We start from the raw sequence: 20,047 nt of genomic DNA, 5'->3' as shown, positions 1-20,047 counted from the left end.
GGGTCACGGCGTCTCCTTACCAACTGGCGTCTCGAACGCGGACGGTTGCCCGGTTCGGTGCGGGTGCAGCGGCAGTCGCAGGGTGAAGGTGGACCCTGCTCCCTGCACGCTCCACACGCCTACCTCGCCGCCATGGCTGGCGGCGATGTGCTTGACGATGGACAGTCCCAGGCCGGTGCCTCCGGTGGCCCTGGAACGGGCCGGATCGACGCGGTAGAACCGCTCGAAGATGCGGTCCAGCTCGCTCTCGGCGATGCCGAACCCCTGGTCGGTGACGCTGACCTCGACGAGGTCGTCGCGGCGGCGGACGCCGACCGCGACCCGGGTGTTGGGCGGGCTGTAGTTCACCGCGTTCTCGACCAGGTTGCCCAGCGCGATGACCAGCTGCTCGACGTTGCCCAGCACCTGCAGCCCCGGCGTGCCGCCGGAGGTCAGCCGGATCTTGTTCTTCTCGGCCTCGACCCGGCTCCGGTCGAGGGCCGCCTCGACGACGCTGTCGACGTCGACCGACTGGGGCGACGCGACGGGGTCGTCGTACTGCAGCCGGGAGAGGTCGATGATCTCCTGCACCAGCCGGGTGAGCCGGGCGCCCTCACGCTGCATGCGCTCGGCGAAGCGCTGCACGGCCTCGGGGTCGTCCTTGGCGTCCTCGACCGCCTCGGCGAGCAGCAGCAGCGCGCCGACGGGCGTCTTCAGCTCGTGTGACACGTTGGCGACGAAGTCGCGGCGGACCTCGTCGACGCGGATCTCGTGGGTGCGGTCCTCGACCAGCGCCAGCAGCAGCTTGCTGTTGAGCGGAGCCACCCTGGCCGACACGTACAGCGTCTGGGTGGTGTCGCGCGAGCGCGGGATCTCCAGCTGGACCTCGCGGATCTGGCCGTCGCGGCGGACCCGCTCGGTCAGCTCGACCAGCTCCGGCACGGCCACGCGATCGTGCCGGACCAGCCCGAACGCGTACGCCGACGGGCTGGCCTTCACGACGTCGAGGGCGCTGTCGAGAACGATGGCGCTGGAGCGCAGCACCGACAGCACCTCGTCGACGCCCTCGGGCACACGGGAGGTACGTGGCGGCTCAGGCGGGTGCTGCGCGCGCTCGCTGGCCTTGAACGCCAGACCCGCCGCGAGGCCGACCGCTGCGCCGACACACGCGGCCAGCGCTCCGGCTGTCACGGCATCCACATCCACCGATGGTATGTGCCACAGCGGAGTTCATCTCCACTTCAAGACACTTCACGCCGCAGTTTCGGTCCCTTGTTCACCGAGACTTCGCGGCCCATTCACCTTGCCGCCCTGGGCGTCCACTTCGTGCACCTAGGCTGATCAGACAGGAGAAACCTGCCTACCCACAGGATGACAGGGATGACGAAGCCAATGCGCGAGGCGTACCACGAGCAGCTCGACGAGGTCAACGGCCGGCTGATCGGGATGATCCGCAAGACCGGTGAGCTGATGGGGCTGGCCACCAAGGCGCTGCTCGAGGCCGACCTCGACGCCGCCGAGCAGGCCATGGCGTCCGATTCCAGCATCAACCGCGACCAGCTCGAGATCGACGAACAGGTCCTGGAGCTGATGGCCACCCAGGGCCCGGTCGCGTCCGAGCTGCGCATCGTCACGTCCGCGCTGCGCAGCACGTCCGACGCCGAGCGCATGGGCGACCTCGCCGTCCACGTCGCCAAGGTCGCGCGCATGCGCTACCCCGACCACGCCGTGCCCGAAGAGCTGCGCGACACCTTCGCCGCCATGGGCAAGGCCGCCTGCGAGATGTCGACCAAGGCCACCGAGGTGCTGCGCACCCGCGACCTCGACGCCGCCGCGGAGCTGGCGCAGGACGACAACGAGATGGACCACCTGCACCGGTCGCTGTTCCACGAGATCCTCGACGACGACTGGAACCGCGGCGTCGAGGCGGCCATCGACATCGCGCTGCTCGGCCGCTACTACGAGCGCTTCGCCGACCACGCCGTGCACATCGCCACGAACGTCCGCTACCTGGTCACCGGCGAGATCGAGTGGGCCGACAGCGGCGCCGGCCACTAGATGTAGTTCCCCGTGACGCCTGGGTGGCTGGTCGCGCGGGTGAGAACCACGGTGATGGCGCTATTCGTGTCGCCAGAGCAGCAACTACAGCGCCATGGTCATGGTGCTCACCGAACTCCGCCACCCGGGACTCATTCGGACTCAGTCATCGAGGGCTCGGCGCTGTCGCGGGCCGGGGTCAAAGCGTCGCGGAGCCACTGCTCGACCCCGGCGACGTGGACGGTGGCCCAGGAGCGGGCGACGTCGGGCTGGCGCGACCGGATGGCCTGGACGATGGCGCGGTGCTCGGCGAGCGTGCGGGCCACCGCCTCCTCCTGGGTCAGGCCGCGCCAGACCCGGGCCCGGTGCGTGGGACCGGACAGGCTCTCGACCAGCGAGCAGAGCACCGGGTTGCCGGAGCCCTCGGCGATCAGCCGGTGGAACTCGAGGTCGCTGGCGACGAGCTCCTCGACGCCGGTGTCGGGGTCGAGCGGCGCCATGATCTCCTCGAGCTTCGCGATGGCGTCGTCGCTCATGCGCACCGCCGCCATGGCCGCGGCGGCCGGCTCGATGACGCGGCGCACCTCGAGGAAGTGCAGCACGGTGTCGTCGCGGTGGAAGTCGACGACGAACGCCATGGCGTCGAGCAGCAGGTTGGGCGACAGGCTGGTGACGTAGGTGCCGTCACCCTGCCGTACGTCGAGCACGTGGATCAGCGACAGCGCGCGCACCGCCTCGCGCAGGGAACTGCGCGACAACCCGAGCCGTTCGGCGAGGTCGGCCTCGCGCGGCAGCCGGTCACCGGGGCTCAGCTCCCCGCTGACGATCATCTGCTTGATCTTCTCGATGGCGACGTCTGTCACTGCCATGCGACACGTTCCCCCTTGACACCCTGGTCGGACTATACGCGGCCGAAGGGCGCCACCAGGACCAGCCTGGTGACGCCCTTCGGACGGGTGGGTGACGGGGTCAGCGGCCCTGGTTCCTGACCGCCTCGATGGCCGCCGCGGCGGCGTCGGGGTCGAGGTACTCGCCGCCCTTGGCGACCGGGCGCAGCGACTCGTCCAGCTCGTACAGCAGCGGCACGCCGGTGGGGATGTTCAGCCCGGCGATGGCGTCGTCGGAGATGCCGTCGAGGTGCTTGACCAGCGCGCGCAGCGAGTTGCCGTGCGCGACGACGGCGACCGTCTGGCCGCGGCGGAGGTCGGGCACGATGGCGTCGTACCAGTACGGCAGGAACCGCTCGAGCACGTCCTTCAGGCACTCGGTGGCCGGCAGCAGCTCGGGCGGGAGGTCGGCGTAGCGCGGCTCGCCGGTCTGCGCGAACTCGTCGCCCGGGTCGATGGGCGGCGGCGGGGTGTCGTATGAGCGCCGCCAGAGCATGAACTGCTCTTCGCCGAACTCGGCCAGCGTCTGCTTCTTGTCTTTGCCCTGCAGCGCGCCGTAGTGGCGCTCGTTCAGCCGCCAGTGCCGGCGCACCGGGATCCAGTGCCGGTCGGCGACGTCGAGGGTGATGTTGGCGGTGCGGATGGCCCTGCGCAGCACGCTGGTGTGCAGGACGTCGGGCAGCACGTCGCGCGCCTTCAGCAGCTCGCCGCCGCGCCGGGCCTCGGCCTCGCCTTTCGCGGTGAGGTCGACGTCGACCCACCCGGTGAACAGGTTCTTCGCGTTCCACTCGCTCTCGCCGTGACGGAGCAGCACCAGGCGATAGGTCATGGCGCTCAGCTTACGGTGCGGGCCTCAGGTGCTCGAACGCGGCCAGGTTGCGGGTGGACTCGCCGCGCGCCAGCCGCCACTCCCACTCGCGCCGGATGGACGACGCGAAGCCCAGCTCGAGGATGGTGTTGAAGGAGGAGTCGGCGGTGCCGAGCACGATGCCGAGCAGGCGGTCGACCTCGTCGGCGGTGACGGCGTGCAGCGGCAGCCGGCCGACGAGGTACACGTCGCCGGCGTGGTCGACGGCGAACGCGATGCCGGACAGCCGGGCGTTGCGCTCGAGCAGCCAGCGGTAGACGCCCTCGTGGTTCTCGTCGGGCCTGCGGGCGACGAACGCGTTGACGACCAGGCTGTGGTCGCGGACGGCGAGGCTGCAGGACGTCTTCAGCTTGCGCTCGCCGGGCAGTTCCACGGCGAACTCGCCGGGCGCGGGCTCGTCCCACGGCTGCCCGGAGTCGCGCAGGTAGGCGCGGACGACCGCGGCGGGACCGTCGTCGGTCGTCATGCCGTCATCACCTGCCGGTGCCGCATCGCTCGGGCGTAGACGTCGAGCATACGGGCCGCGGTGGCGTCCCAGCCGAACTCCGCGGCGTGCGCGACGGCGCCGGCGCCGAGCCGGCGCAGGCGGTCGGGGTCGCCGATCAGCCCGGCGAACGCGTCGGCCCAGTCGGCCGGGTCGTGACCGTCGACCAGCAGGCCGGACACGCCGTGGGCGACGGCGGTGCGCAGCCCGCCCACCGCGGCCGCGACGACCGGCGTGCCGCAGGCCTGCGCCTCCAGCGCGACCAGCCCGAACGACTCGCTGTAGGACGGGACCGCGGTGACGTCGGCGGCGCGGTACCAGTCCGCCAGTTCGCGCTGCCCGACCGGCGGCTCGAACCGCACCACGTCGGCGACGTCGAGACAGTCGGCCAGGCGGGTCAGGGCGTGCGGTTCGGCGAAGCCGGACCCCGACGGCCCGCCCACGACGGCGACCACCAGCCGCTCGCGCAGCGCGGGGTCGCGGGCCAGCAGCAGCGACGCCGCCCGCACCAGCACGTCCGGCGCCTTGAGCGGCTGGATGCGCCCGGCGAACAGCAGCACGACGGCGTCGGCGGGCAGCCCCAGCCGGGCCCGGGCCGCGGCCGCCGGGCCGGGCGCGAACACGTCGAGGTCGACCCCCGGCGGGACCGTCGCCACCCGGGCGGGATCGGCGCCGTACAGCCCGACCAGCTGGGCGGCTTCGTCGTCGGTGCTGGCCACCAGCAGGTCGGCGGCCGCGACGACCTGCTCCTCGCCCAGCTCTCGCTCGCGCGGCTCCGGCCGCTCGCCCTCGGCCAGCGAGAGGTTCTTCACCTTGGACATGGTGTGCATGGAATGCACCAGCGGGACGCCCCAGCGGCTGGTGGCCAGCCAGCCGACGTGGCCGGACAGCCAGTAGTGCGAGTGGACGAGGTCGTACCAGCCGGGCGGGCGGCGCGCCTCGGCCCGCAGCACGCCGGACGTGAACGCGCACAGCTGCGCGGGCACCTCGGCGATCGGCAGCAGCTCGTACGGACCGGCCGCCACGTGGCGGACCAGCACGCCCGGCTCGGTCTCGACCACCGGCGGCTGGCCGGACGACGTGGCCCGGGTGAAGACCTCGACCTCGACGCCGAGCGCCGCCAGCCGCCGGGCCAGCTCGACGACGTACACGTTCATGCCGCCGGCGTTGCCGCCGCCGGGCTGGTCGAGCGGTGAGGTGTGGACGCTCAGCATCATCACCCTGCGCGGTCCGCGCGTGCCCGGCATCACAAATCTGTGCAACCGCCTGCGGCGGCGGCCGATTCCCTGGCACAGTGCGCTCGATTGCTGCTGTTTTGACTGAAAAACTGCACATCGCCCGAGAAATCCCTGTGGCCGATACCGAGTCGTGATGGAGATTGCCGCCTCCATGCGGCAACCTGGTCGCGACTTCGTGAGTCTTCAAGGGTGGGAGCGGCGTCGAGGGGACGCCGTCAAGAGGGGGAGGAACGATCGTGACGCGTGGCAGGAAGGCCGGCACGGGCGCGCTCATCGCCGTGCTCGCCGTCGCCGTGGTGTCGGCCGTGCTCATCGGCTGGAACCAGTTCGGGCGCGACGAGCCGGCGTCGGCCAGCCCGGAGCGGTCCGGCCAGACCGCGACGCTCCCGGCCGAGGAGCCATCGGACACCCCGACCCCGACGGCGACACCCACCCCGACGGTCACCCCGACGCCGACTCCCACCACCACGCCCACGCCGGAGGCGCTGATGGTCGCCGGCGCCAGCGGCGACCAGGTGCGCGAACTGCAGGCCCGGCTCAAGCAGCTGCAATGGTACGAACCCAAGATCAACGGCGAGTTCGACGACGTCACCGCCGCCGCCGTCGCCGGGTTCCAGGGCAAGCGCGAGCTGCCGGCCACCGGCGCGGTCGACCAGGCCACCTGGGACACCCTGGTCGGAATGACGAAGACGCCCACCGAGGACGAGCTGAACAACGTGCTCACGGCCGGCCCGACCATCCTCGGCCCCGGCGACACCGGCGACCAGGTCCGCGAGCTGCAGGCCCGGCTCGTGCAGATCGGCTGGTTCAGCGGCGAGGTCACCGACACCTACGGCGATACCACCACCGCGTCGATCAAGGGCTTCCAGGACAAGCGCGGCTTCCCCGCCACCGGCGAGGTCGACCAGCGCACCTGGGACAAGATCGTCGAGATGACCCGCACGCCCACCGACGACGAACTGCACAACCGCGAGCCCGAGAACAACGGCGGCGACACCGACGGCCTCGACCCGCGCTGCCTCACCGGCCGGGTGCTGTGCATCGACAAGTCGACGAACTCACTGCGCTGGGTCATCGACGGCGAGGTGCGCATGACCCTCGACGTCCGGTTCGGCACCGACGAGCTGCCCACCCGCGAGGGCGCGTTCCAGGTGAACTCCAAGTCGCGCGACCACGTGTCGTCGCTGTACGACACCCCGATGCCGTTCGCGATGTTCTTCAGCGGCGGCCAGGCGGTGCACTACTCCCCCGACTTCGCGGCCAACGGCTACAACGGCGGTTCGCACGGCTGCGTCAACGTCCGCGACCGCGACGCCATCAAGTCGCTGTTCGACCAGGTCAACGTCGGCGACACCGTCATCGTCTACTGGTCCTGACGTCCCGCTGACCGACGGCGGCCGGGGGCTCCCCGGCCGCCGTCGGCGCGTCACCGCGCGCCCGGGCGGCGCACCGCCCTCGGTCCCGGCCCGCCCGCGGCCTTGACCGGCGGGACGTCGGCGAGCTGCCAGCTGTGCGGCGGGCTGGCGTCGTCGTGGCCCCGCGGCAGCGAGCAGGCGTCGACGGCGCGGCCGCCGTCAGGCGCCGGCCCCTCGGCGACGCAGGGCAGCGCCTCGGTGAGCATGACGTCGTCGGCATACCAGAGCAGCCACCACCACGGCTGCGTGCTGACGGCGGCGTGGTCGCGCGGCTGGCCCAGCCCGATGTGCGGCAGCCGGTGACCGGCGGCGTACTCGCACACGATGAGGTCGCCGGCCCTGGCGTCGGACTCACCGGCGGCGCCGTTCCCACGGTGGACGGCGAGCCGTTCGGCGTCGGTGCGCGACAGCACGATCGAGGCGGCACAAGGCGGTTCCAGGCCCGCGTCCGGTGGCGGGCCGGCCGGCAGCGGCTCGACCTTGCACAGGTGGGCCGCACCGCCGCCCAGTCCGACGTCGGTCTCGCTCCAGCGGGTGACCGGCCGGTAGCCCAGGCGCCGGACCAGCGCGTCCCAGCCGCGCGGGCCCGGCACGAACGGCTGGCCGCGGACCGCGTCGATCAGGGTGCCGTCCGGCCGCCTGATCTGGACGACCGGCAGCGGCCGGTCGGGCGCCAGTGCCGGGATGTGGAAGGCGGCGTAGTGCAGGCGAGGCAGCATGTCGGATCGGTCTCCGATCCCCCGGGGACGGGGTCGCGAGTACATTGCAAATAGCTAAACGGTGCCACGAACCCCGGACAATTGCTATGGGGAGCCGTAGGGAGCGGCCGGACGCACAGGGGTGCGCGCCCGTGCGTCCTGGTGATAACCGCAGGTCGGGCAAGCTCTAGATTCTGGATCCGTGGAGACCTTCGATCCGGATCCCCAGCTGCGCGGCTACGTCTTCGTGCGACTCGCGGACCACCTCCTCGCCGAGATCGCCGCGGGCCGGATCACGGTCGGCGGGCGCCTGGCCAACGAGCGCGAGATGGCGCGCACCTACGGGGTGGGCATCGGCACGGTGCGCCGGACGCTGGAACTGCTGCGCGAGCGCGGCATCGTCGAGACCTACCCGAGCAAGGGCACCTTCGTCATCGCGGCGACGCCGGCCGACGGGGCGAGCTGACGGCGGCGGCGTCAGATGGCGGTCGTCGCGAAGACCACCAGGTTGTCGACGTAGTGGCCGGCGGACTCGTCGAACGTGTGGCAGGTGATCAGCCGCAGCTGGCGGTCCGGCACCGGGCCGTAGACCTCGTCGGACGGGAAGTCGGCCTGCGGCACCGTGCGGCTGCCGTCCACCACGAACACGGCCGTTTCGCCGTCGCTGAGCTCGACCTCGACCCGGTCGCCGGGCCTGAGCCGGGCCAGCCCGGCGAACACCGCCGGACCGCTGGGCGAGTCCACGTGCCCGGCGAGGACGGCCGGGCCGGGCGTGCCCGGCACCGGACCGCCGGCGAACCAGCCGGCCGTCTGCCAGTCCACCGGTGCGGCCAGCCGCCCGTCGTCGCCGCGGCGCAGCGTCTCCAGCGCACTGTCGACGCCGATCGCCGGGATCCGCACGCGCACCGGCACCGTGTCGCCGACGGGGATCGGGCGCGGCCCGGCGGACGTGACGGACGTGACGACGTCGGGCGATGCGGCCGCGCGGCCCACAGCCGGCTCCGTCCCGTCCGCGCACCCGCCGAGCCCGGCGACGACGACGGCCGCCACGACCAGCGTCGCCGCCGCTCGATTCATGCCACTCGTCGGCGACGCGCCAGCACAGCGGTGACGACGGCCAGCCCGGCCGCCAGCACCACCGCGCGGAGCGGCGCCGTCCAGCCCGGTGCGTTCTCGAGCCCGCGGCCGCCGGTCGGCACGCCGCCGGCCGGGGCGTCGGGCGTGCCGGTGCTGTCCACGACGCCGACGACGCTCAGCGCCCCGTCCACGTCGAGGACGAAGAGCGTGTTGACGGTGCCGGCGGCGAGGTCGACGGACGTGCTGCCGGTGCCGGCGTCGCTGCTGAGGTCCAGGGTCCAGCGGCCGCCGGGCACCTCGCTGTAGCCGGTCGCCGTCCCGAAGGCGGCGTCGTCGGCCAGGACGGTGCCGGTGTCGGTCTTGACGGTGACCGACGGCGACGAGACGGCGGCCGAGATCAGCCGCACCCGCGCCTGGCCCGCCGCCGGCGCCGTCAGGTCGTCGACGAGGATGCGACCGGACAGGTCGGCGTTCAGGCCGACCGCGGCGACGGTGATCGCGACCCCGTCCTCGATCTCCACCGCCGCCGTGATGACCGGCTCGGAGTCAGCCGGCGCGCCGGCCGGGCGCATCGCCGCGGTGTAGGTCCCGGCGGGCAGCCGCGCATAGCCGGACACGTCGCCGTAACCGACGTCCCGCAGCTCCAGCACAGACGCGCCGTCGAGGCCGGTCAGGCTGACGTCGACCTCCGGCGTGTCCGGCGACAGGTGCGCCAGCCGGGCCCAGCCCGCGGCCGCCGGCTCCTCGCTGCCCTGGGCGCCGGTGGCGGTGCCGGCGGCCAGGGCGACGACTCCCACGGCCGTGGCCAGGGACCTGACGATGCGTCTCATGGGGTCTCCTCGGGATGCGGTGGGTCGGGGAGCAGACCGCGCGGCGCGGTCAGCGAGTACGTGACGGTGACGGTGGTCCCGTCCGTGTCGACCTGCGACGGCGTGAACGGCGCCGGCTGCCCGAGCAGCCAGAGCGCCAGCCGGGCCGCCTCGTCCTCCGTCGGCAGGCCGGCCAGCACGAGCCGGCGGCGCACGCCGTCGTCCTCGCCCGGCAGCGCGGGCAGCGACACGTCCAGCTCGTAGGTGCCGGACAGCTTGCCCAGGACGATCACCAGCCGCGGGTCGACCCGGCCGGCGGCCGCGACGGCGCGCGCGGCGGCGTCGAAGGTCAGGGCGTCGTTGCGCAGCAGCTGGCCGGTCGCGTACCGGACGGTGTGCCGGTCCCCGGCGGCGACCGCCTCGGCGACCTCGCGCCCGAGCGGGTGCACCGCCCGGATCTCCACCCGGCCGTCGCCCTGCCCGAACACCGCGACGACGGTCGACTCGGCCAGCGCGGACCCGACGTCGGCCCGGCCGGCGTCGTCGTCGCGCAGCGCCGCGGTCGACACCACGTAGTCGTAGTGGGTCCAGCGGGGCGGACGCGGGACGAACGGACCGCGCTCCGTGCCGGCGCCGGTGCCGGTGCCCGCGCTCGCCGGGAAGCTGGTGAACGGCACCAGCCCGGCGGCCGCGAACCCGGACCGCAGCAGGTCCGCCCGCAGCGTCTGGTCGACCACCAGCCGGACGTCGTGCGGCACGTTCGCCGTCAGCCAGCGCTCGGCCTGGGCGACCGGCGCGACCGGGTCGTCGCGCAGCAGCGGGCGCAGCTCGCCCGGCCAGGTCGCCGTCACCGCGACGATCAGCGCGGCCGCCGCGGTCGTCGACATGATGGCCAGCGGCATCGCCTCAGGCCGCCCGCGCACCGCCAGCAGCCGGACGACCAGCCGGTGCGCCGTCGCGGGCACCAGCAGCGCGGCCAGCGGGACCGCCGCGACCGGCAGCACGACCGGGGCCGGCCCGCCCGGGACGACGATCAGCAGCGCCAGCGTGATCAGTGCGGCCGCCGCCGGACGCAGGGGCGGAAAGAGCAGCGCGGCGCCCGCCGCGACCGGCCCGATCGCCACCAGCACCGGATCCAGCGTCCACCACCGTTCCGGCGCCGCGCCGCCGAGCTCGCCCAGCGACGCGAGCAGGTACCCGTAGGCGCCGGCGCTGGCCGCGGCGGCCACCCCGGCCAGCGCGAGTCGCCACCGTCGCCGCGTCACCTGCTGCCACATCGTCCACACCACGAACGGCGCCACGACGACGAACGTGGCCTGCGTCAACGCCGCCAGCACCACCGCGACCCCGGCCGCCGGGAACGCGACCGGCCGCCCGCGCCGCGCCGTCGCCAGCACGAACGCGAGCAGCATCCACAGCACCGCCACGTTCTCGGCCAGCACCAGCCGGTGCAGGTGCAGCGCCAGCGGCGACACCGCATAGATCACGACGGCGACCGCGGCGGCCGGCCGGGCCACCCCGAGGCGCCGGGCCAGCACCCACATCAGGACGACGCCGAGCAGCAGCACGACCAGCAGCGCCTCCCGCCCACCCCCCACCACGTGCGTCGCCCGGTCCAGCGCGCCGGTCGGCCCGGTCCACGCCGCCAGCTGTGCGGCGGCCAGGTCGCCGTCGGCGCCGTCCGTCACCCGGGCCATCAGCTCGCCCTCGGCCTCGGTGAACGCGGGCGAGCGGGTCATCCCGGCGGCGTGCACGAAACCGGCCAGCGTCAGCAGCGGCGCCAGCCAGGCGAGATCCGGGCCGTGCCGGCGGAACCAACCACGCACCCGGCGCGGCCGCGGCGGCCTCGGCTGCACCGGAATCGGCAGCCGCAGGTCGTCGAGGTCCAGCGGCAGCGCGGGCAGAGTCGACACGGTGTCGCGCAACGCCGACGCCTCCCCCCGAGGTGTCGCACAGACCTGCGCGCCGGCCCACGGCGCGGCGATGCCACGCCATGATCGCCAGGCAGGTCAGGCTCGCGGTTCCTGACCAGAAAGTCTTCGGCGGGAGTGTATACCTGAATGTGACTATGTGAGGCGAAATGTCGCGATTCGGGGTTCTGTCGTCGGTGCCGCGGGCCTCGTCAGTGCTGGGCTGCCGGTTCGCGCGCCGCGCGCGTCGGTCGGCGCTGCGTCCGCCCGCCCACGCCAAGCACGTCGGTCAGCGTTGCGCGAGTCTGCCGGTGCCGCGCCGAGCCTGTCCGTTGCCGTCGCGCACGTCGGTCAGCGCCGCGGGCGCCTGTCGGCGCCGCGCGAGTCTGTCGGTGCCCGCCCGTAGGGTGGGCACCCTCCCTCAAGGGGCGGGTCATACCTACCGCGCGATCAGAAGCGACCGCACCGCACCACCGCCCCACCACCACCGCCCCAGCACCAACGTCCTGCGCCACCGCCCGGTACGACCGCCGCCCCGACGCAGGGTGGGGCTGGCGATCAGGCGGCCGGCAGGTCGATCATCATGACGGGGTCCGTGGTCGGCTGCGGCGATCCGCCGTCCGGTTCGACGGTGATGCCGAGCCGGTCGGCGCCGGCGAGGCCGCGGGCGGTGAAGGGGCCGACGTGGCCGTCGGGGGGGTTGCCGAGGACTCCGGCGGACACCACGCCGCCGTCCTCGTGCATGAACCACAGCTGGTAGGTGTGCCCGGCGGGCGCCGGCGCCATGCCGTCGCCGATGAAGACGGCGACGTCCAGCGAACGCGCCAGCAGCACGGTGCCGCTGGTGTCGCCCTCGCCGACCCGCACCATCTCCATGTCCTCGGCGCCGACCAGTTGCCGCATCTGGGCGCCGATCTGCTGCGACCGGTCGAGGTCGGACTGCACGTCGTTCAGCCGGATCCCGAGCACGACGATCGCCGCCACGGCGGCCGCGGCCAGGCCGGTCGCGACCCGCGGCCACCAGCGGCGCAGCGCCCGCCCGGCGGCCGAACCCGCGGCCGAATCCGGCCCCGAGCCCGCACCCGCACCCGACTCCAGCCCCGCGCCGGCAGAACCAGACGCCACCCGCGGCGGCAGCGGCCGCACCTCGGCGATCCGCGCGAGCACCTCATCCCGCATCCGCGGCGGCGGTGTGACGGCGGCGGCGACGCCGAGGCGGGCGGCGGTCTCGCGCAGCTCGTCGACCTCGACGCGGCAGTCGGCGCACTGTTCCAGGTGCTCCTCGAACCGGCTGACCTCGTCCGGCGGCAGCGCATGCAGCGCGTACGGCGCGGCCAGCGTGTGGATGCCGGCGTCCACGGGCTCGTTCATCGCCCCACCCCCATGCAGTCGCGCAGCCTGGCGAGGCCGTCGCGCAGCCGCGTCTTGACCGTACCGAGCGGAGCATGCAGCAGCTGCGCGACCTCGCGGTACGTGTACCCGTCGTAGTAGGCCAGCGCGATCGACTCGCGCTGCAGCCCGGTCAGCGAGTCGAGGCAGCGGCGCACCTGTTCGCGCTCCACGTTCGCCTCCACTTCGTCGGCCACGTGGTCGTACGGCCGTTCGTCGTCGCGGCGGGCGGCCCGCTCCTCGCGGTCGCTGCCGGCCTGTTCGCGGCGGACGCGGTCGACGGCGCGGCGGTGGGCGATGGTGAGGATCCACCCGCGCGCGCTGCCCCGCTCGGGCTCGTACCGCGACGCCGTCCGCCAGACCTCGACCAGCACCTCCTGCGCGACCTCCTCGGCCAGCGCCCGGTTGCGGACGACCGTCGTCGCGATGCCCAGCACCGGACCGGCCATGCTGTCGTAGACCTGCTCGAAGGCGGCGTGGTCGCCGCGGGCACAGTGGTCGAGCAGCCGGCCGAGCCGGTCGCCCGGACCACCGGCCGGCTCCGGCTCACCCGCCGGCACCGATCGCAACGTCACCATGGTGCGTCCTCCACCGTCATCGTCCACCTGACTGCCCCGTGTTCGCAGCCGCGGCGACGGCGGATTGGTCGCGGTCCGCACCAATCCGGGCGCACGCGGGCCGCGAATCCCGGGCATGGAGCCCACGCGACCGTCGGTGGCGGTGATCGGGTCCGGCATCGCCGGCCTCACCGCGGCCTACCTGCTGCAGCGCCGGTACGACGTGCACCTGTTCGAGGCCGACGACCGGCTGGGCGGGCACGCGCACACGCACGACGTGCCGGGCGCGGGCGCGACGGTCGCGGTGGACAGCGGGTTCCTCGTGCACAACGAGCGAACCTATCCGCGGCTGACCCGGTTGTTCGGGGAACTGGGCATCGCGACCACCGAGACGGACATGTCGATGAGCGTGAGCTGCGCGTCGTGCGGGCTGGAGTACGCGGGCGCGCTCGGCCCGACCGGCGTGTTCGCGCAGCGCCGCTCCGCCGCCAGGCCGCGGTTCCTGCGGATGCTCGGCGAGGTCGCGGCGTTCCACCGCCGGGCGCGGGCGCTGCTGACGAGCGAGGCGGACGACACGCTGACACTGGGCGGCTTCCTCGCCCGGCACCGGCACACCGCCTACTTCGCCGACCACTTCATGGTGCCGCTGGTGTCGGCGGTCTGGTCGGCGGGACGGGCGGACGTGCTGCGCTACCCGGCCCGCTTCCTGTTCCGGTTCCTCGACAACCACGGCATGCTCGCGGTCGGCGGGTCGCCGCGCTGGCGGACGGTCACCGGCGGCTCCCGGACGTACGTCGAACGGGCCGCGAAGGACCTCACGTCGGTGCGCACGGCCTCGCCGGTCCGCGGCCTGCGGCGCACGGGCGACGGCGTCCTGGTGCGCGAGGCGTCGGACACGGTGCAGCGGTTCGATCACGCCGTCGTGGCGACCCACGCCGACCAGGCGTTGCGGCTGCTGGAGGACCCGACGGCGGACGAGCGGGCCGTGCTGGGGACGTTCGGGTTCTCGGTCAACGAGGCGGTGCTGCACACCGACGCGACGCTGCTGCCCCGGGAGCGGCGGGCGTGGGCGTCGTGGAACCACGTGGTGCCGGCCTGCGGCCCCGGCGCCGGGGCGCGCGCGAGGCCCGTGGCGATCTCGTACCACCTGAACCGGCTGCACCGGCTGGACGGTGCGGCGGGTGGGCGGGAGTACGTCGTCACGCTGGGCGGGACGGACCGCATCGCGCCGGACGCCGTCGTCGCCCAGATGGTCTACGCGCACCCGATCCACACCGTCGAGACGGTCGCGGCCCAGCAACGGCTGCCGGATCTCGCCACCGCGCGGACGGCGTACGCGGGCGCCTGGCACGGCTGGGGGTTCCACGAGGACGGCTGCGCGTCCGGCGTCCGCGCCGCCGAGCACCTGGGGGTCCGCTGGTGACGGCGCTGTACGCGGCCACGGTGACGCACACGCGGTACGAACGGGCCCGCCGGACGTTCCGCTACGGGACCTTCCTGTGGCTGGTCGACCTCGACGACCTGCCCCGGCTGCCGCGGGCGCTCGCGGCGTTCCGGGCCCGCGACCACTTCGACGGCGACGCCGCGACGATCCGGGACGGGCTGGCATCGTGGCTGGCGGAGCGGGGTATGTCCCTGGGCGGCGGCCGCGTGCTCATGCTCTCCGGCGCGGCCGTGCTCGGTTACGTGTTCAATCCGCTGACGGTGTTCTGGTGCCACGACGCGGACGGCGCGCCGCTCTGCGTCGTCGCGGAGGTGCACAACACCTACGGAGGCCGGCACGCCTACGTCCTGCACCCCGACGAGCAGGATCGGGCGACGACCGCGAAGGAGCTCTACGTGTCGCCGTTCTTCCCCGTCGACGGCCGCTACGCGATGTCCGTCCCCCGTCCCGGCCAGCGGCTGCGGCTGGCGGTCACCCTGTTCCGGCCCGGGCCCGGCGGCGCGGACGTGCCCGCGTTCGCCGCGTCGCTCACCGGGCGCCGCCGCCCGGCCACCGTGCCGCAGCTGCTCCGGCTGCTGCTGCGCTACCCGTGGGCGCCGCTGCGGGTCAGCGCGCTGATCCGCTGGCAGGGCGTCCGGCTGTGGCTGCGCCGGCTGCCCGTCGTCCCGCGCCGAGGTGCGGCCGTATGAGCGCCGTCACCAGCATCGACATCGGCCGCTGGCCGGACGTCGCCGTCACGCCCGCGGCCGGTGGCGCGCGGCTGCGGGCGGCCCGGACGGCGGTGGCGTACGCCGCGCGGGTGGCCGGGGTCCGGGTCGTGACGGCGGACGGCGCGCTCGGCGCCGCGCCGGGCGCGCCGGTGCTCGAGGTCCGCCGGGCCCGCGAGTTCTTCGCCCGCATCGGCCGCGACGGCCTGATCGGCTTCGGCGAGGGGTTCATGAGCGGCGCGTGGACGGCCCCCGACCTCGCCGGCGTACTGACGGCGTTCGCCGAACGGCTGACCAGCCTGGTCCCGCCGCCGCTGCAGAAGCTGCGCCGGCTGATGCAGCCGTCGATGCCGGCCGCCGAGTTCGCCGACCGGGCCGGCGCGAGACGCAACGTCAGCCGGCACTACGACCTCTCCAACGAGCTGTTCGCGCTGTTCCTCGACCCGTCGATGACGTACTCGTCGGCGCTGTTCGGGCCCGGCGACGACCTCGAGCGGGCCCAGCTGCGCAAGATCGACGCGGTGCTGGACGCGGCCGCGGTCCGGCCCGGGGGGCGGGTGCTGGAGATCGGCACCGGCTGGGGCGCGCTGGCGGTCCGGGCCGCCACCGAACGCGGGGCGCACGTCACCACCGTCACCCTGTCGGAGGAGCAGGCCGCCCTCGCCCGGTCCCGCGTTCAGGCGGCCGGGGTGGCCGACCGCGTCGACGTGCAGGTGCGCGACTACCGCGACGTCGAGGGCCGCTACGACGCCGTCGTCAGCGTGGAGATGATCGAGGCGGTCGGCGAGCGGCACTGGCCGCGGTACTTCGCCGCGCTGGGCCGGGCGCTGGCGCCGGGCGGGCGGGTCGGGCTGCAGGCCATCACCATGCCGCACGAGCACCTGGTGGCGACGCGGCACTCGTGGACCTGGATCCACAAGTACGTCTTCCCCGGCGGGCTGATCCCGTCGGAGCCGGCGATCCGGGCGCACGCGCAGCGCGACGGCGGGCTGTCGGTGCTGCACCGGCGCTCGTTCGGCGCGCACTACGCCGAGACGCTGCGGCAGTGGCGCGCGCGGTTCCTGGCCGCCGAAGACGCCGTCGGCGCGCTCGGCTTCGACCCGGTGTTCCGGCGGATGTGGGAGTTCTACCTGGCCTACTGCGAGGCCGGGTTCCGCACCGGCCGGCTGGACGTCGAGCAGTTCACGCTCGGCGCGGGCGGCGTCCGATGACCGCGACGGCGACCCGGCTGCACGGCCTGCTGGGCGAGGTGCTCGGGACCGAGCCGCCGGTCCGGATCAGGGCGTGGGACGGCAGCCTGGCCGGCCCGGCGGACGCGCCAGTGGTGGTGCTCCGGTCGCCGATGGCGCTGCGCCGGATGCTGTGGCGGCCCGGCGAGCTGGGCCTGGCCCGCGCGTACGTCGCCGGCGACCTCGACGTCGAGGGCGACCTCGGCGCCGCGTTCTCGCATACCCGGCGCGCGTTCGCGGCCTCCCGCGCGCGGCCGACACCCGGCGCCGTCCGGTCGGCGTGGCGGGCGGCCCGCGACTGGCGGCTGCTGGGCGCGCCACCACCGGCCCCGCCCGAGGAGGCCCGCCTGCGCGGGCGACGGCACACGCAGCAGCGCGACCGTGCGGCGATCAGCCACCACTACGACCTCGGCAACGACTTCTACGGGCTGCTGCTGGACGAGACCATGGCGTACTCGTGCGGCTACTGGACGCCGGACGTGCCCGACGGCGACGACGCGGCCGCGTCGCGGGCCAAGCTGGACCTCGTCTGCCGCAAGCTGGAGCTGCGCCCGGGCGACCACCTGGTCGACGTCGGCTGCGGCTGGGGTTCGCTGGTGCTGCACGCGGCCCGCGAGTACGGCGTCCGGGTCACCGGCTGCACCATCTCGCGGGCGCAGGCGTCGTTCGTCCGCGACCGCATCGCGCGGGCCGGGCTGGGCGAGCGCGCCGCCGTCGAGCTGCGCGACTACCGCGACCTCGACGTCACCGGCGCCGACGCCGTCGCGTCCATCGAGATGGGCGAGCACGTCGGCGCGGAGCGGTACCCGCAGTACGCGGCCGTGCTGTACGGCGCCGTCCGCCCCGGCGGACGGCTGCTGCTGCAACAGATGTCGCGGGGGCGGCACGCGGCCGGCGGCGGCGCGTTCATCGAGTCCTACATCGCGCCCGACATGCACATGCGCCCGCTACCCGAGACGCTGCGGATGGTCGCGGCCGCCGGGTACGAACTGCGCCACGTCGAGGCGCTGCGCGAGCACTACGTGCGGACGATCCGGTGCTGGGCCGGCCGGCTGGAGCAGCACTGGGACGACGTCGTCGCGCTGGCCGGCGAGCGGACCGCCCGGGTCTGGCGGCTCTACCTCGCCGGCGGCGCGGCCGCGTTCGACGAGGGCCGGATGGGCGTCGACCAGATCCTGGCGGTGCGACCCTGATGGGCGGCGTCGCGTGGTCCGGGCTCGGCGCGAACCTCGGGCTGACCGCCGCGGCCGTCGCCGTGGTGATGGCCGGCGTGGTGGCGTGGGTGGCCCGCGGCGGCGCCGTCGTCGTCATCGACACCGTGTGGGGCGCCGGGTTCGCGCTGGTCGCCGCCGTGACCTGGCTGGCGTCCTCCGGTGACGGCGACGGCGCCCTCCGCGCGGTGGTCACCGTCCTCACCGTCGTGTGGGGCGTCCGGCTCGCCGTCCACCTGCACCGGCGCAACCACGGCAAGGGCGAGGACCCGCGCTACGAGGACCTGTTCGCCCGGCACGCCGGCGGCCGGGTCCGCGTCACGGTGCTGTGGGTCTGCCTGCCGCAGGCGGTGATCCTGTGGTTCGTGTCGCTGCCGGTGCAGGTCGCGCAGTACGCGACGGTGTCGCCGGCCTGGTGGCTGGTCGGCGTCGGCGTCGGCGTGTGCACGGCCGGACTGGTCTTCGAGGCCGTCGGCGACGCCCAGCTGGCCCGGTTCAAGGCCGATCCGGCCAACCGCGGCCGCATCCTGGACCGCGGGCTGTGGCGCTACACCCGCCATCCCAACTACTTCGGCGACGCGTGCGTCTGGTGGGGGCTGTGGCTGTGCGCGTGCGTCACCTGGCCGGGGGCGGCGACCGTGCTGTCGCCGCTGCTCATGACGTACTTCCTGGCTCGCGGGACGGGCAAGCCGCTGACCGAGAAGCGCATGGCCGGGCGGCCCGGCTACGCCGAGTACGTCGAGCGGACCAGCGGTTTCGTCCCGCTGCCGCCGCGTCAGACGTCGATCAACGGGTCCGGATAGTCCAGGCCCCGGCGAAGGTCGTCCGGCAGCGTCCACGGCGTGTGGACGGCCGCGCCCTCGACGCCGCGCAGCTCGGGCACGTAGCGGCGGACGTAGTCGCCGTCAGGGTCGAACCGCTTGGCCTGGCGCAACGGGTTGAGCACGCGGTTGGGCCGGGTGTCGTTACCGGTGCCGGCCACCCACTGCCAGTTGCCCACGTTGTTCGCGACGTCGCCGTCGACCAGCCAGCGGAAGAAGTGGGCGGCGCCGGCCCGCCAGTCGACCCGCAGGTTCTTCGTCAGGAACGACGCCGTCACCAGCCGGGCCCGGTTGTGCATCCAGCCCTCGCGCAGCAGCTGGCGCATCCCGGCGTCGACGATCGGCACGCCGGTCTCGCCGCGCTGCCAGGCGCGCAGGCCGTCGGCGTCGTCGCGCCATTCGACGTCGCGGCGCCGGTAGTCCTTCGTGGCGACGGACGGGACCGCCGCCGTCACCTGGTGGTGGAAGTCGCGCCAGGCCAGCTGCCGCACCTGCTCGGGCGCGTCGTCCGTGAGCCGGTGCGCCACCTCCAGCGGCGACACGCAGCCGAAGTGCAGGTACGGGCTCAACCGCGAGGTGTGGTCGCCCGCGAGGTCGTCGAGGTCCGGCTCGCCGTCGCCGGCGCGCCTGACGGCCCGGGCGAGGACGGCGCGCCCGGCGGTCTCGCCGCCCTCGGGCAGGTCGGGCGAGGTGGCGCCGCCGGACAGGTCCGTGGCGGCGGGCAGCCGGCCGATGCGGGCGAGGTCGCCGCTGCTGACGCGGCCCGGTGCGGCCACCCGCTCCCGCCACGTCGCCGCGGTCCACGCCCGCCAGTACGGGGTGAAGACGCGGTAGTGGTCGCCGCCGGCCGGGAGCAGCGCGCCGGGCGGGACCACCGTCACGCCGGGATAGGCCCGGAACCGCACGCCCTGCTCCTGGCACGCGCCGGCCAGCCGCTGCTCCCGGCGCTGCGCGTAGGCGCTGACGTCGGCACTGCACACCAGCGCGGTCGCGCCGGTCTCGGCGACCACCGCCAACGTCTGCGTGACCACGTCGCCGCGGCGCAGCACCAGGTCGCCGCCACGCTCGCGCAGCGATTCGCGCAGGTCCGCCAGCGCCCGCACGAGGAACGCGGCCCGGTTCGGCGCGGCGTTCCGGCCGCTCAGGATCGCGTCGTCGAGCACGAACAGCGGCACCACCCGTCCGGCGTGCTCGCTGGCGGCGGCCAGCGCCGGGTGGTCGTGCACGCGCAGGTCGCGGGTGAACAGCACCACGGCCGTCCGGTCGTCGGTCACTCTCGGTCCTCCT

20 protein-coding genes are annotated in these 20,047 nt (G+C 74.3%); 8 read left to right on the top strand and 12 right to left on the bottom strand.

The features are described 5' to 3' along the window. Positions 1 to 3: 3 nt before the first annotated feature. Complete coding sequence (locus BLV02_RS26175; protein WP_069108912.1) at positions 4 to 1,185, bottom strand: ATP-binding protein; 1,182 nt, start codon at positions 1,183 to 1,185, stop codon at positions 4 to 6. Positions 1,186 to 1,359: 174 nt separating this feature from the next. Between BLV02_RS26175 and phoU the strand changes: the two genes are divergently transcribed. Continuing rightward, positions 1,360 to 2,037 (top strand): phosphate signaling complex protein PhoU, encoded by a 678-nt coding sequence (gene phoU / locus BLV02_RS26170; RefSeq protein ID WP_216093933.1) that lies wholly within the window; start codon positions 1,360 to 1,362, stop codon positions 2,035 to 2,037. Positions 2,038 to 2,168: 131 nt separating this feature from the next. Here the strand turns inward: phoU and BLV02_RS26165 are convergent, their stop codons facing one another. The 4 genes from BLV02_RS26165 to mshA all read right to left on the bottom strand — a co-directional run bounded on the left by BLV02_RS26165 (position 2,169) and on the right by mshA (position 5,502). Continuing rightward, a complete protein-coding gene (locus BLV02_RS26165; RefSeq protein WP_069108914.1) occupies positions 2,169 to 2,885 on the bottom strand; it encodes a FadR/GntR family transcriptional regulator in 717 nt (238 codons plus the stop codon). A 100-nt stretch (positions 2,886 to 2,985) separates the two neighbouring features. Continuing rightward, complete coding sequence (locus tag BLV02_RS26160) at positions 2,986 to 3,732, bottom strand: phosphoglyceromutase (RefSeq protein ID WP_069108915.1); 747 nt, start codon at positions 3,730 to 3,732, stop codon at positions 2,986 to 2,988. A gap of 10 nt (positions 3,733 to 3,742) precedes the next feature. Then, entirely contained in the window at positions 3,743 to 4,237 is a 495-nt protein-coding gene (locus tag BLV02_RS26155) for a type III secretion system chaperone family protein (protein ID WP_069108916.1), read from the bottom strand. Then, on the bottom strand, positions 4,234 to 5,502 hold the full coding sequence (gene mshA, locus BLV02_RS26150; protein ID WP_069108917.1) for a D-inositol-3-phosphate glycosyltransferase: 1,269 nt from the start codon (positions 5,500 to 5,502) through the stop codon (positions 4,234 to 4,236). Before mshA ends, BLV02_RS26155 begins: the two co-directional genes overlap by 4 nt. A 227-nt stretch (positions 5,503 to 5,729) precedes the next feature. Here mshA and BLV02_RS26145 point away from each other — a divergent pair, with 227 nt between their 5' ends. Then, a complete protein-coding gene (locus tag BLV02_RS26145; protein WP_216093934.1) occupies positions 5,730 to 6,869 on the top strand; it encodes a L,D-transpeptidase family protein in 1,140 nt (379 codons plus the stop codon). Between the two features lie 50 nt (positions 6,870 to 6,919). Here the strand turns inward: BLV02_RS26145 and BLV02_RS26140 are convergent, their stop codons facing one another. Beyond that, positions 6,920 to 7,627 (bottom strand): hypothetical protein, encoded by a 708-nt coding sequence (locus BLV02_RS26140; protein WP_069108918.1) that lies wholly within the window; start codon positions 7,625 to 7,627, stop codon positions 6,920 to 6,922. Positions 7,628 to 7,808: 181 nt separating this feature from the next. Between BLV02_RS26140 and BLV02_RS26135 the strand changes: the two genes are divergently transcribed. Next, positions 7,809 to 8,072, top strand: a complete 264-nt coding sequence (locus BLV02_RS26135; protein WP_069108919.1) for a winged helix-turn-helix domain-containing protein — start codon at positions 7,809 to 7,811, stop codon at positions 8,070 to 8,072. An 11-nt stretch (positions 8,073 to 8,083) separates the two neighbouring features. Here BLV02_RS26135 and BLV02_RS26130 read toward each other — a convergent pair whose 3' ends face one another. The 5 genes from BLV02_RS26130 to sigK form a co-directional block, all read right to left on the bottom strand. Beyond that, entirely contained in the window at positions 8,084 to 8,683 is a 600-nt protein-coding gene (locus tag BLV02_RS26130; RefSeq protein ID WP_069108920.1) for a sortase domain-containing protein, read from the bottom strand. Next, on the bottom strand, positions 8,680 to 9,513 hold the full coding sequence (locus tag BLV02_RS26125) for a DUF4397 domain-containing protein (protein ID WP_069108921.1): 834 nt from the start codon (positions 9,511 to 9,513) through the stop codon (positions 8,680 to 8,682). Before BLV02_RS26125 ends, BLV02_RS26130 begins: the two co-directional genes overlap by 4 nt. Then, positions 9,510 to 11,405 carry a phospholipid carrier-dependent glycosyltransferase gene (locus BLV02_RS26120; RefSeq protein WP_141711338.1) on the bottom strand — a complete coding sequence of 632 codons (1,896 nt, stop codon included), beginning with the start codon at positions 11,403 to 11,405 and terminating at the stop codon, positions 9,510 to 9,512. Before BLV02_RS26120 ends, BLV02_RS26125 begins: the two co-directional genes overlap by 4 nt. A 555-nt stretch (positions 11,406 to 11,960) precedes the next feature. Next, positions 11,961 to 12,773 (bottom strand): anti-sigma factor, encoded by an 813-nt coding sequence (locus tag BLV02_RS26115; protein WP_069108923.1) that lies wholly within the window; start codon positions 12,771 to 12,773, stop codon positions 11,961 to 11,963. Continuing rightward, entirely contained in the window at positions 12,770 to 13,369 is a 600-nt protein-coding gene (gene sigK / locus BLV02_RS26110; RefSeq protein ID WP_069108924.1) for an ECF RNA polymerase sigma factor SigK, read from the bottom strand. Before sigK ends, BLV02_RS26115 begins: the two co-directional genes overlap by 4 nt. Positions 13,370 to 13,484: 115 nt before the next feature. Between sigK and BLV02_RS26105 the strand changes: the two genes are divergently transcribed. The 5 genes from BLV02_RS26105 to BLV02_RS26085 are packed head-to-tail and all read left to right on the top strand — an operon-like array spanning position 13,485 to position 18,742. Then, positions 13,485 to 14,771: an NAD(P)/FAD-dependent oxidoreductase gene (locus tag BLV02_RS26105; RefSeq protein ID WP_069108925.1), complete on the top strand. Its 1,287-nt coding sequence runs from the start codon at positions 13,485 to 13,487 to the stop codon at positions 14,769 to 14,771. Then, complete coding sequence (locus BLV02_RS26100) at positions 14,768 to 15,481, top strand: DUF1365 domain-containing protein (protein ID WP_069108926.1); 714 nt, start codon at positions 14,768 to 14,770, stop codon at positions 15,479 to 15,481. The genes BLV02_RS26105 and BLV02_RS26100 overlap by 4 nt, the downstream gene beginning before the upstream one ends. Further along, complete coding sequence (locus tag BLV02_RS26095) at positions 15,478 to 16,710, top strand: SAM-dependent methyltransferase (RefSeq protein WP_069108927.1); 1,233 nt, start codon at positions 15,478 to 15,480, stop codon at positions 16,708 to 16,710. The genes BLV02_RS26100 and BLV02_RS26095 overlap by 4 nt, the downstream gene beginning before the upstream one ends. Beyond that, the gene (locus tag BLV02_RS26090; protein ID WP_069108928.1) at positions 16,707 to 17,921 is read left to right on the top strand and encodes an SAM-dependent methyltransferase; all 1,215 of its coding nucleotides are present in this window, start codon (positions 16,707 to 16,709) and stop codon (positions 17,919 to 17,921) included. Before BLV02_RS26095 ends, BLV02_RS26090 begins: the two co-directional genes overlap by 4 nt. After that, positions 17,921 to 18,742, top strand: coding sequence for a DUF1295 domain-containing protein (locus tag BLV02_RS26085; protein WP_069108929.1), 822 nt, complete (start codon positions 17,921 to 17,923; stop codon positions 18,740 to 18,742). Before BLV02_RS26090 ends, BLV02_RS26085 begins: the two co-directional genes overlap by 1 nt. On the opposite strand, the gene BLV02_RS26080 is transcribed toward BLV02_RS26085, so the two are convergent. Further along, positions 18,715 to 20,034 (bottom strand): cryptochrome/photolyase family protein, encoded by a 1,320-nt coding sequence (locus BLV02_RS26080; RefSeq protein ID WP_069108930.1) that lies wholly within the window; start codon positions 20,032 to 20,034, stop codon positions 18,715 to 18,717. The genes BLV02_RS26085 and BLV02_RS26080 overlap by 28 nt on opposite strands. Positions 20,035 to 20,047 lie beyond the last annotated feature (13 nt).

The organism is Jiangella alba, assembly GCF_900106035.1.
In the GTDB taxonomy this organism is placed as follows: domain Bacteria; phylum Actinomycetota; class Actinomycetes; order Jiangellales; family Jiangellaceae; genus Jiangella; species Jiangella alba.
The sequence above is the reverse complement of the archived record's forward strand: the minus strand, read 5'-3'. Positions and strand labels throughout refer to the sequence as shown.

What these genes read in the sequence shown, in the direction of transcription:
- phoU (WP_216093933.1), top strand. Translation starts at nt 1,360, where the DNA reads ATGACGAAGCCAATGCGCGAGGCGTACCACGAGCAGCTCGACGAGGTC.
- BLV02_RS26165 (WP_069108914.1), bottom strand. Translation starts at nt 2,885, where the DNA reads ATGGCAGTGACAGACGTCGCCATCGAGAAGATCAAGCAGATGATCGTC.
- BLV02_RS26160 (WP_069108915.1), bottom strand. Translation starts at nt 3,732, where the DNA reads ATGACCTATCGCCTGGTGCTGCTCCGTCACGGCGAGAGCGAGTGGAAC.
- BLV02_RS26155 (WP_069108916.1), bottom strand. Translation starts at nt 4,237, where the DNA reads ATGACGACCGACGACGGTCCCGCCGCGGTCGTCCGCGCCTACCTGCGC.
- mshA (WP_069108917.1), bottom strand. Translation starts at nt 5,502, where the DNA reads ATGCCGGGCACGCGCGGACCGCGCAGGGTGATGATGCTGAGCGTCCAC.
- BLV02_RS26140 (WP_069108918.1), bottom strand. Translation starts at nt 7,627, where the DNA reads ATGCTGCCTCGCCTGCACTACGCCGCCTTCCACATCCCGGCACTGGCG.
- BLV02_RS26130 (WP_069108920.1), bottom strand. Translation starts at nt 8,683, where the DNA reads ATGAATCGAGCGGCGGCGACGCTGGTCGTGGCGGCCGTCGTCGTCGCC.
- BLV02_RS26125 (WP_069108921.1), bottom strand. Translation starts at nt 9,513, where the DNA reads ATGAGACGCATCGTCAGGTCCCTGGCCACGGCCGTGGGAGTCGTCGCC.
- BLV02_RS26115 (WP_069108923.1), bottom strand. Translation starts at nt 12,773, where the DNA reads ATGAACGAGCCCGTGGACGCCGGCATCCACACGCTGGCCGCGCCGTAC.
- sigK (WP_069108924.1), bottom strand. Translation starts at nt 13,369, where the DNA reads ATGGTGACGTTGCGATCGGTGCCGGCGGGTGAGCCGGAGCCGGCCGGT.
- BLV02_RS26105 (WP_069108925.1), top strand. Translation starts at nt 13,485, where the DNA reads ATGGAGCCCACGCGACCGTCGGTGGCGGTGATCGGGTCCGGCATCGCC.
- BLV02_RS26095 (WP_069108927.1), top strand. Translation starts at nt 15,478, where the DNA reads ATGAGCGCCGTCACCAGCATCGACATCGGCCGCTGGCCGGACGTCGCC.
- BLV02_RS26090 (WP_069108928.1), top strand. Translation starts at nt 16,707, where the DNA reads ATGACCGCGACGGCGACCCGGCTGCACGGCCTGCTGGGCGAGGTGCTC.
- BLV02_RS26085 (WP_069108929.1), top strand. Translation starts at nt 17,921, where the DNA reads ATGGGCGGCGTCGCGTGGTCCGGGCTCGGCGCGAACCTCGGGCTGACC.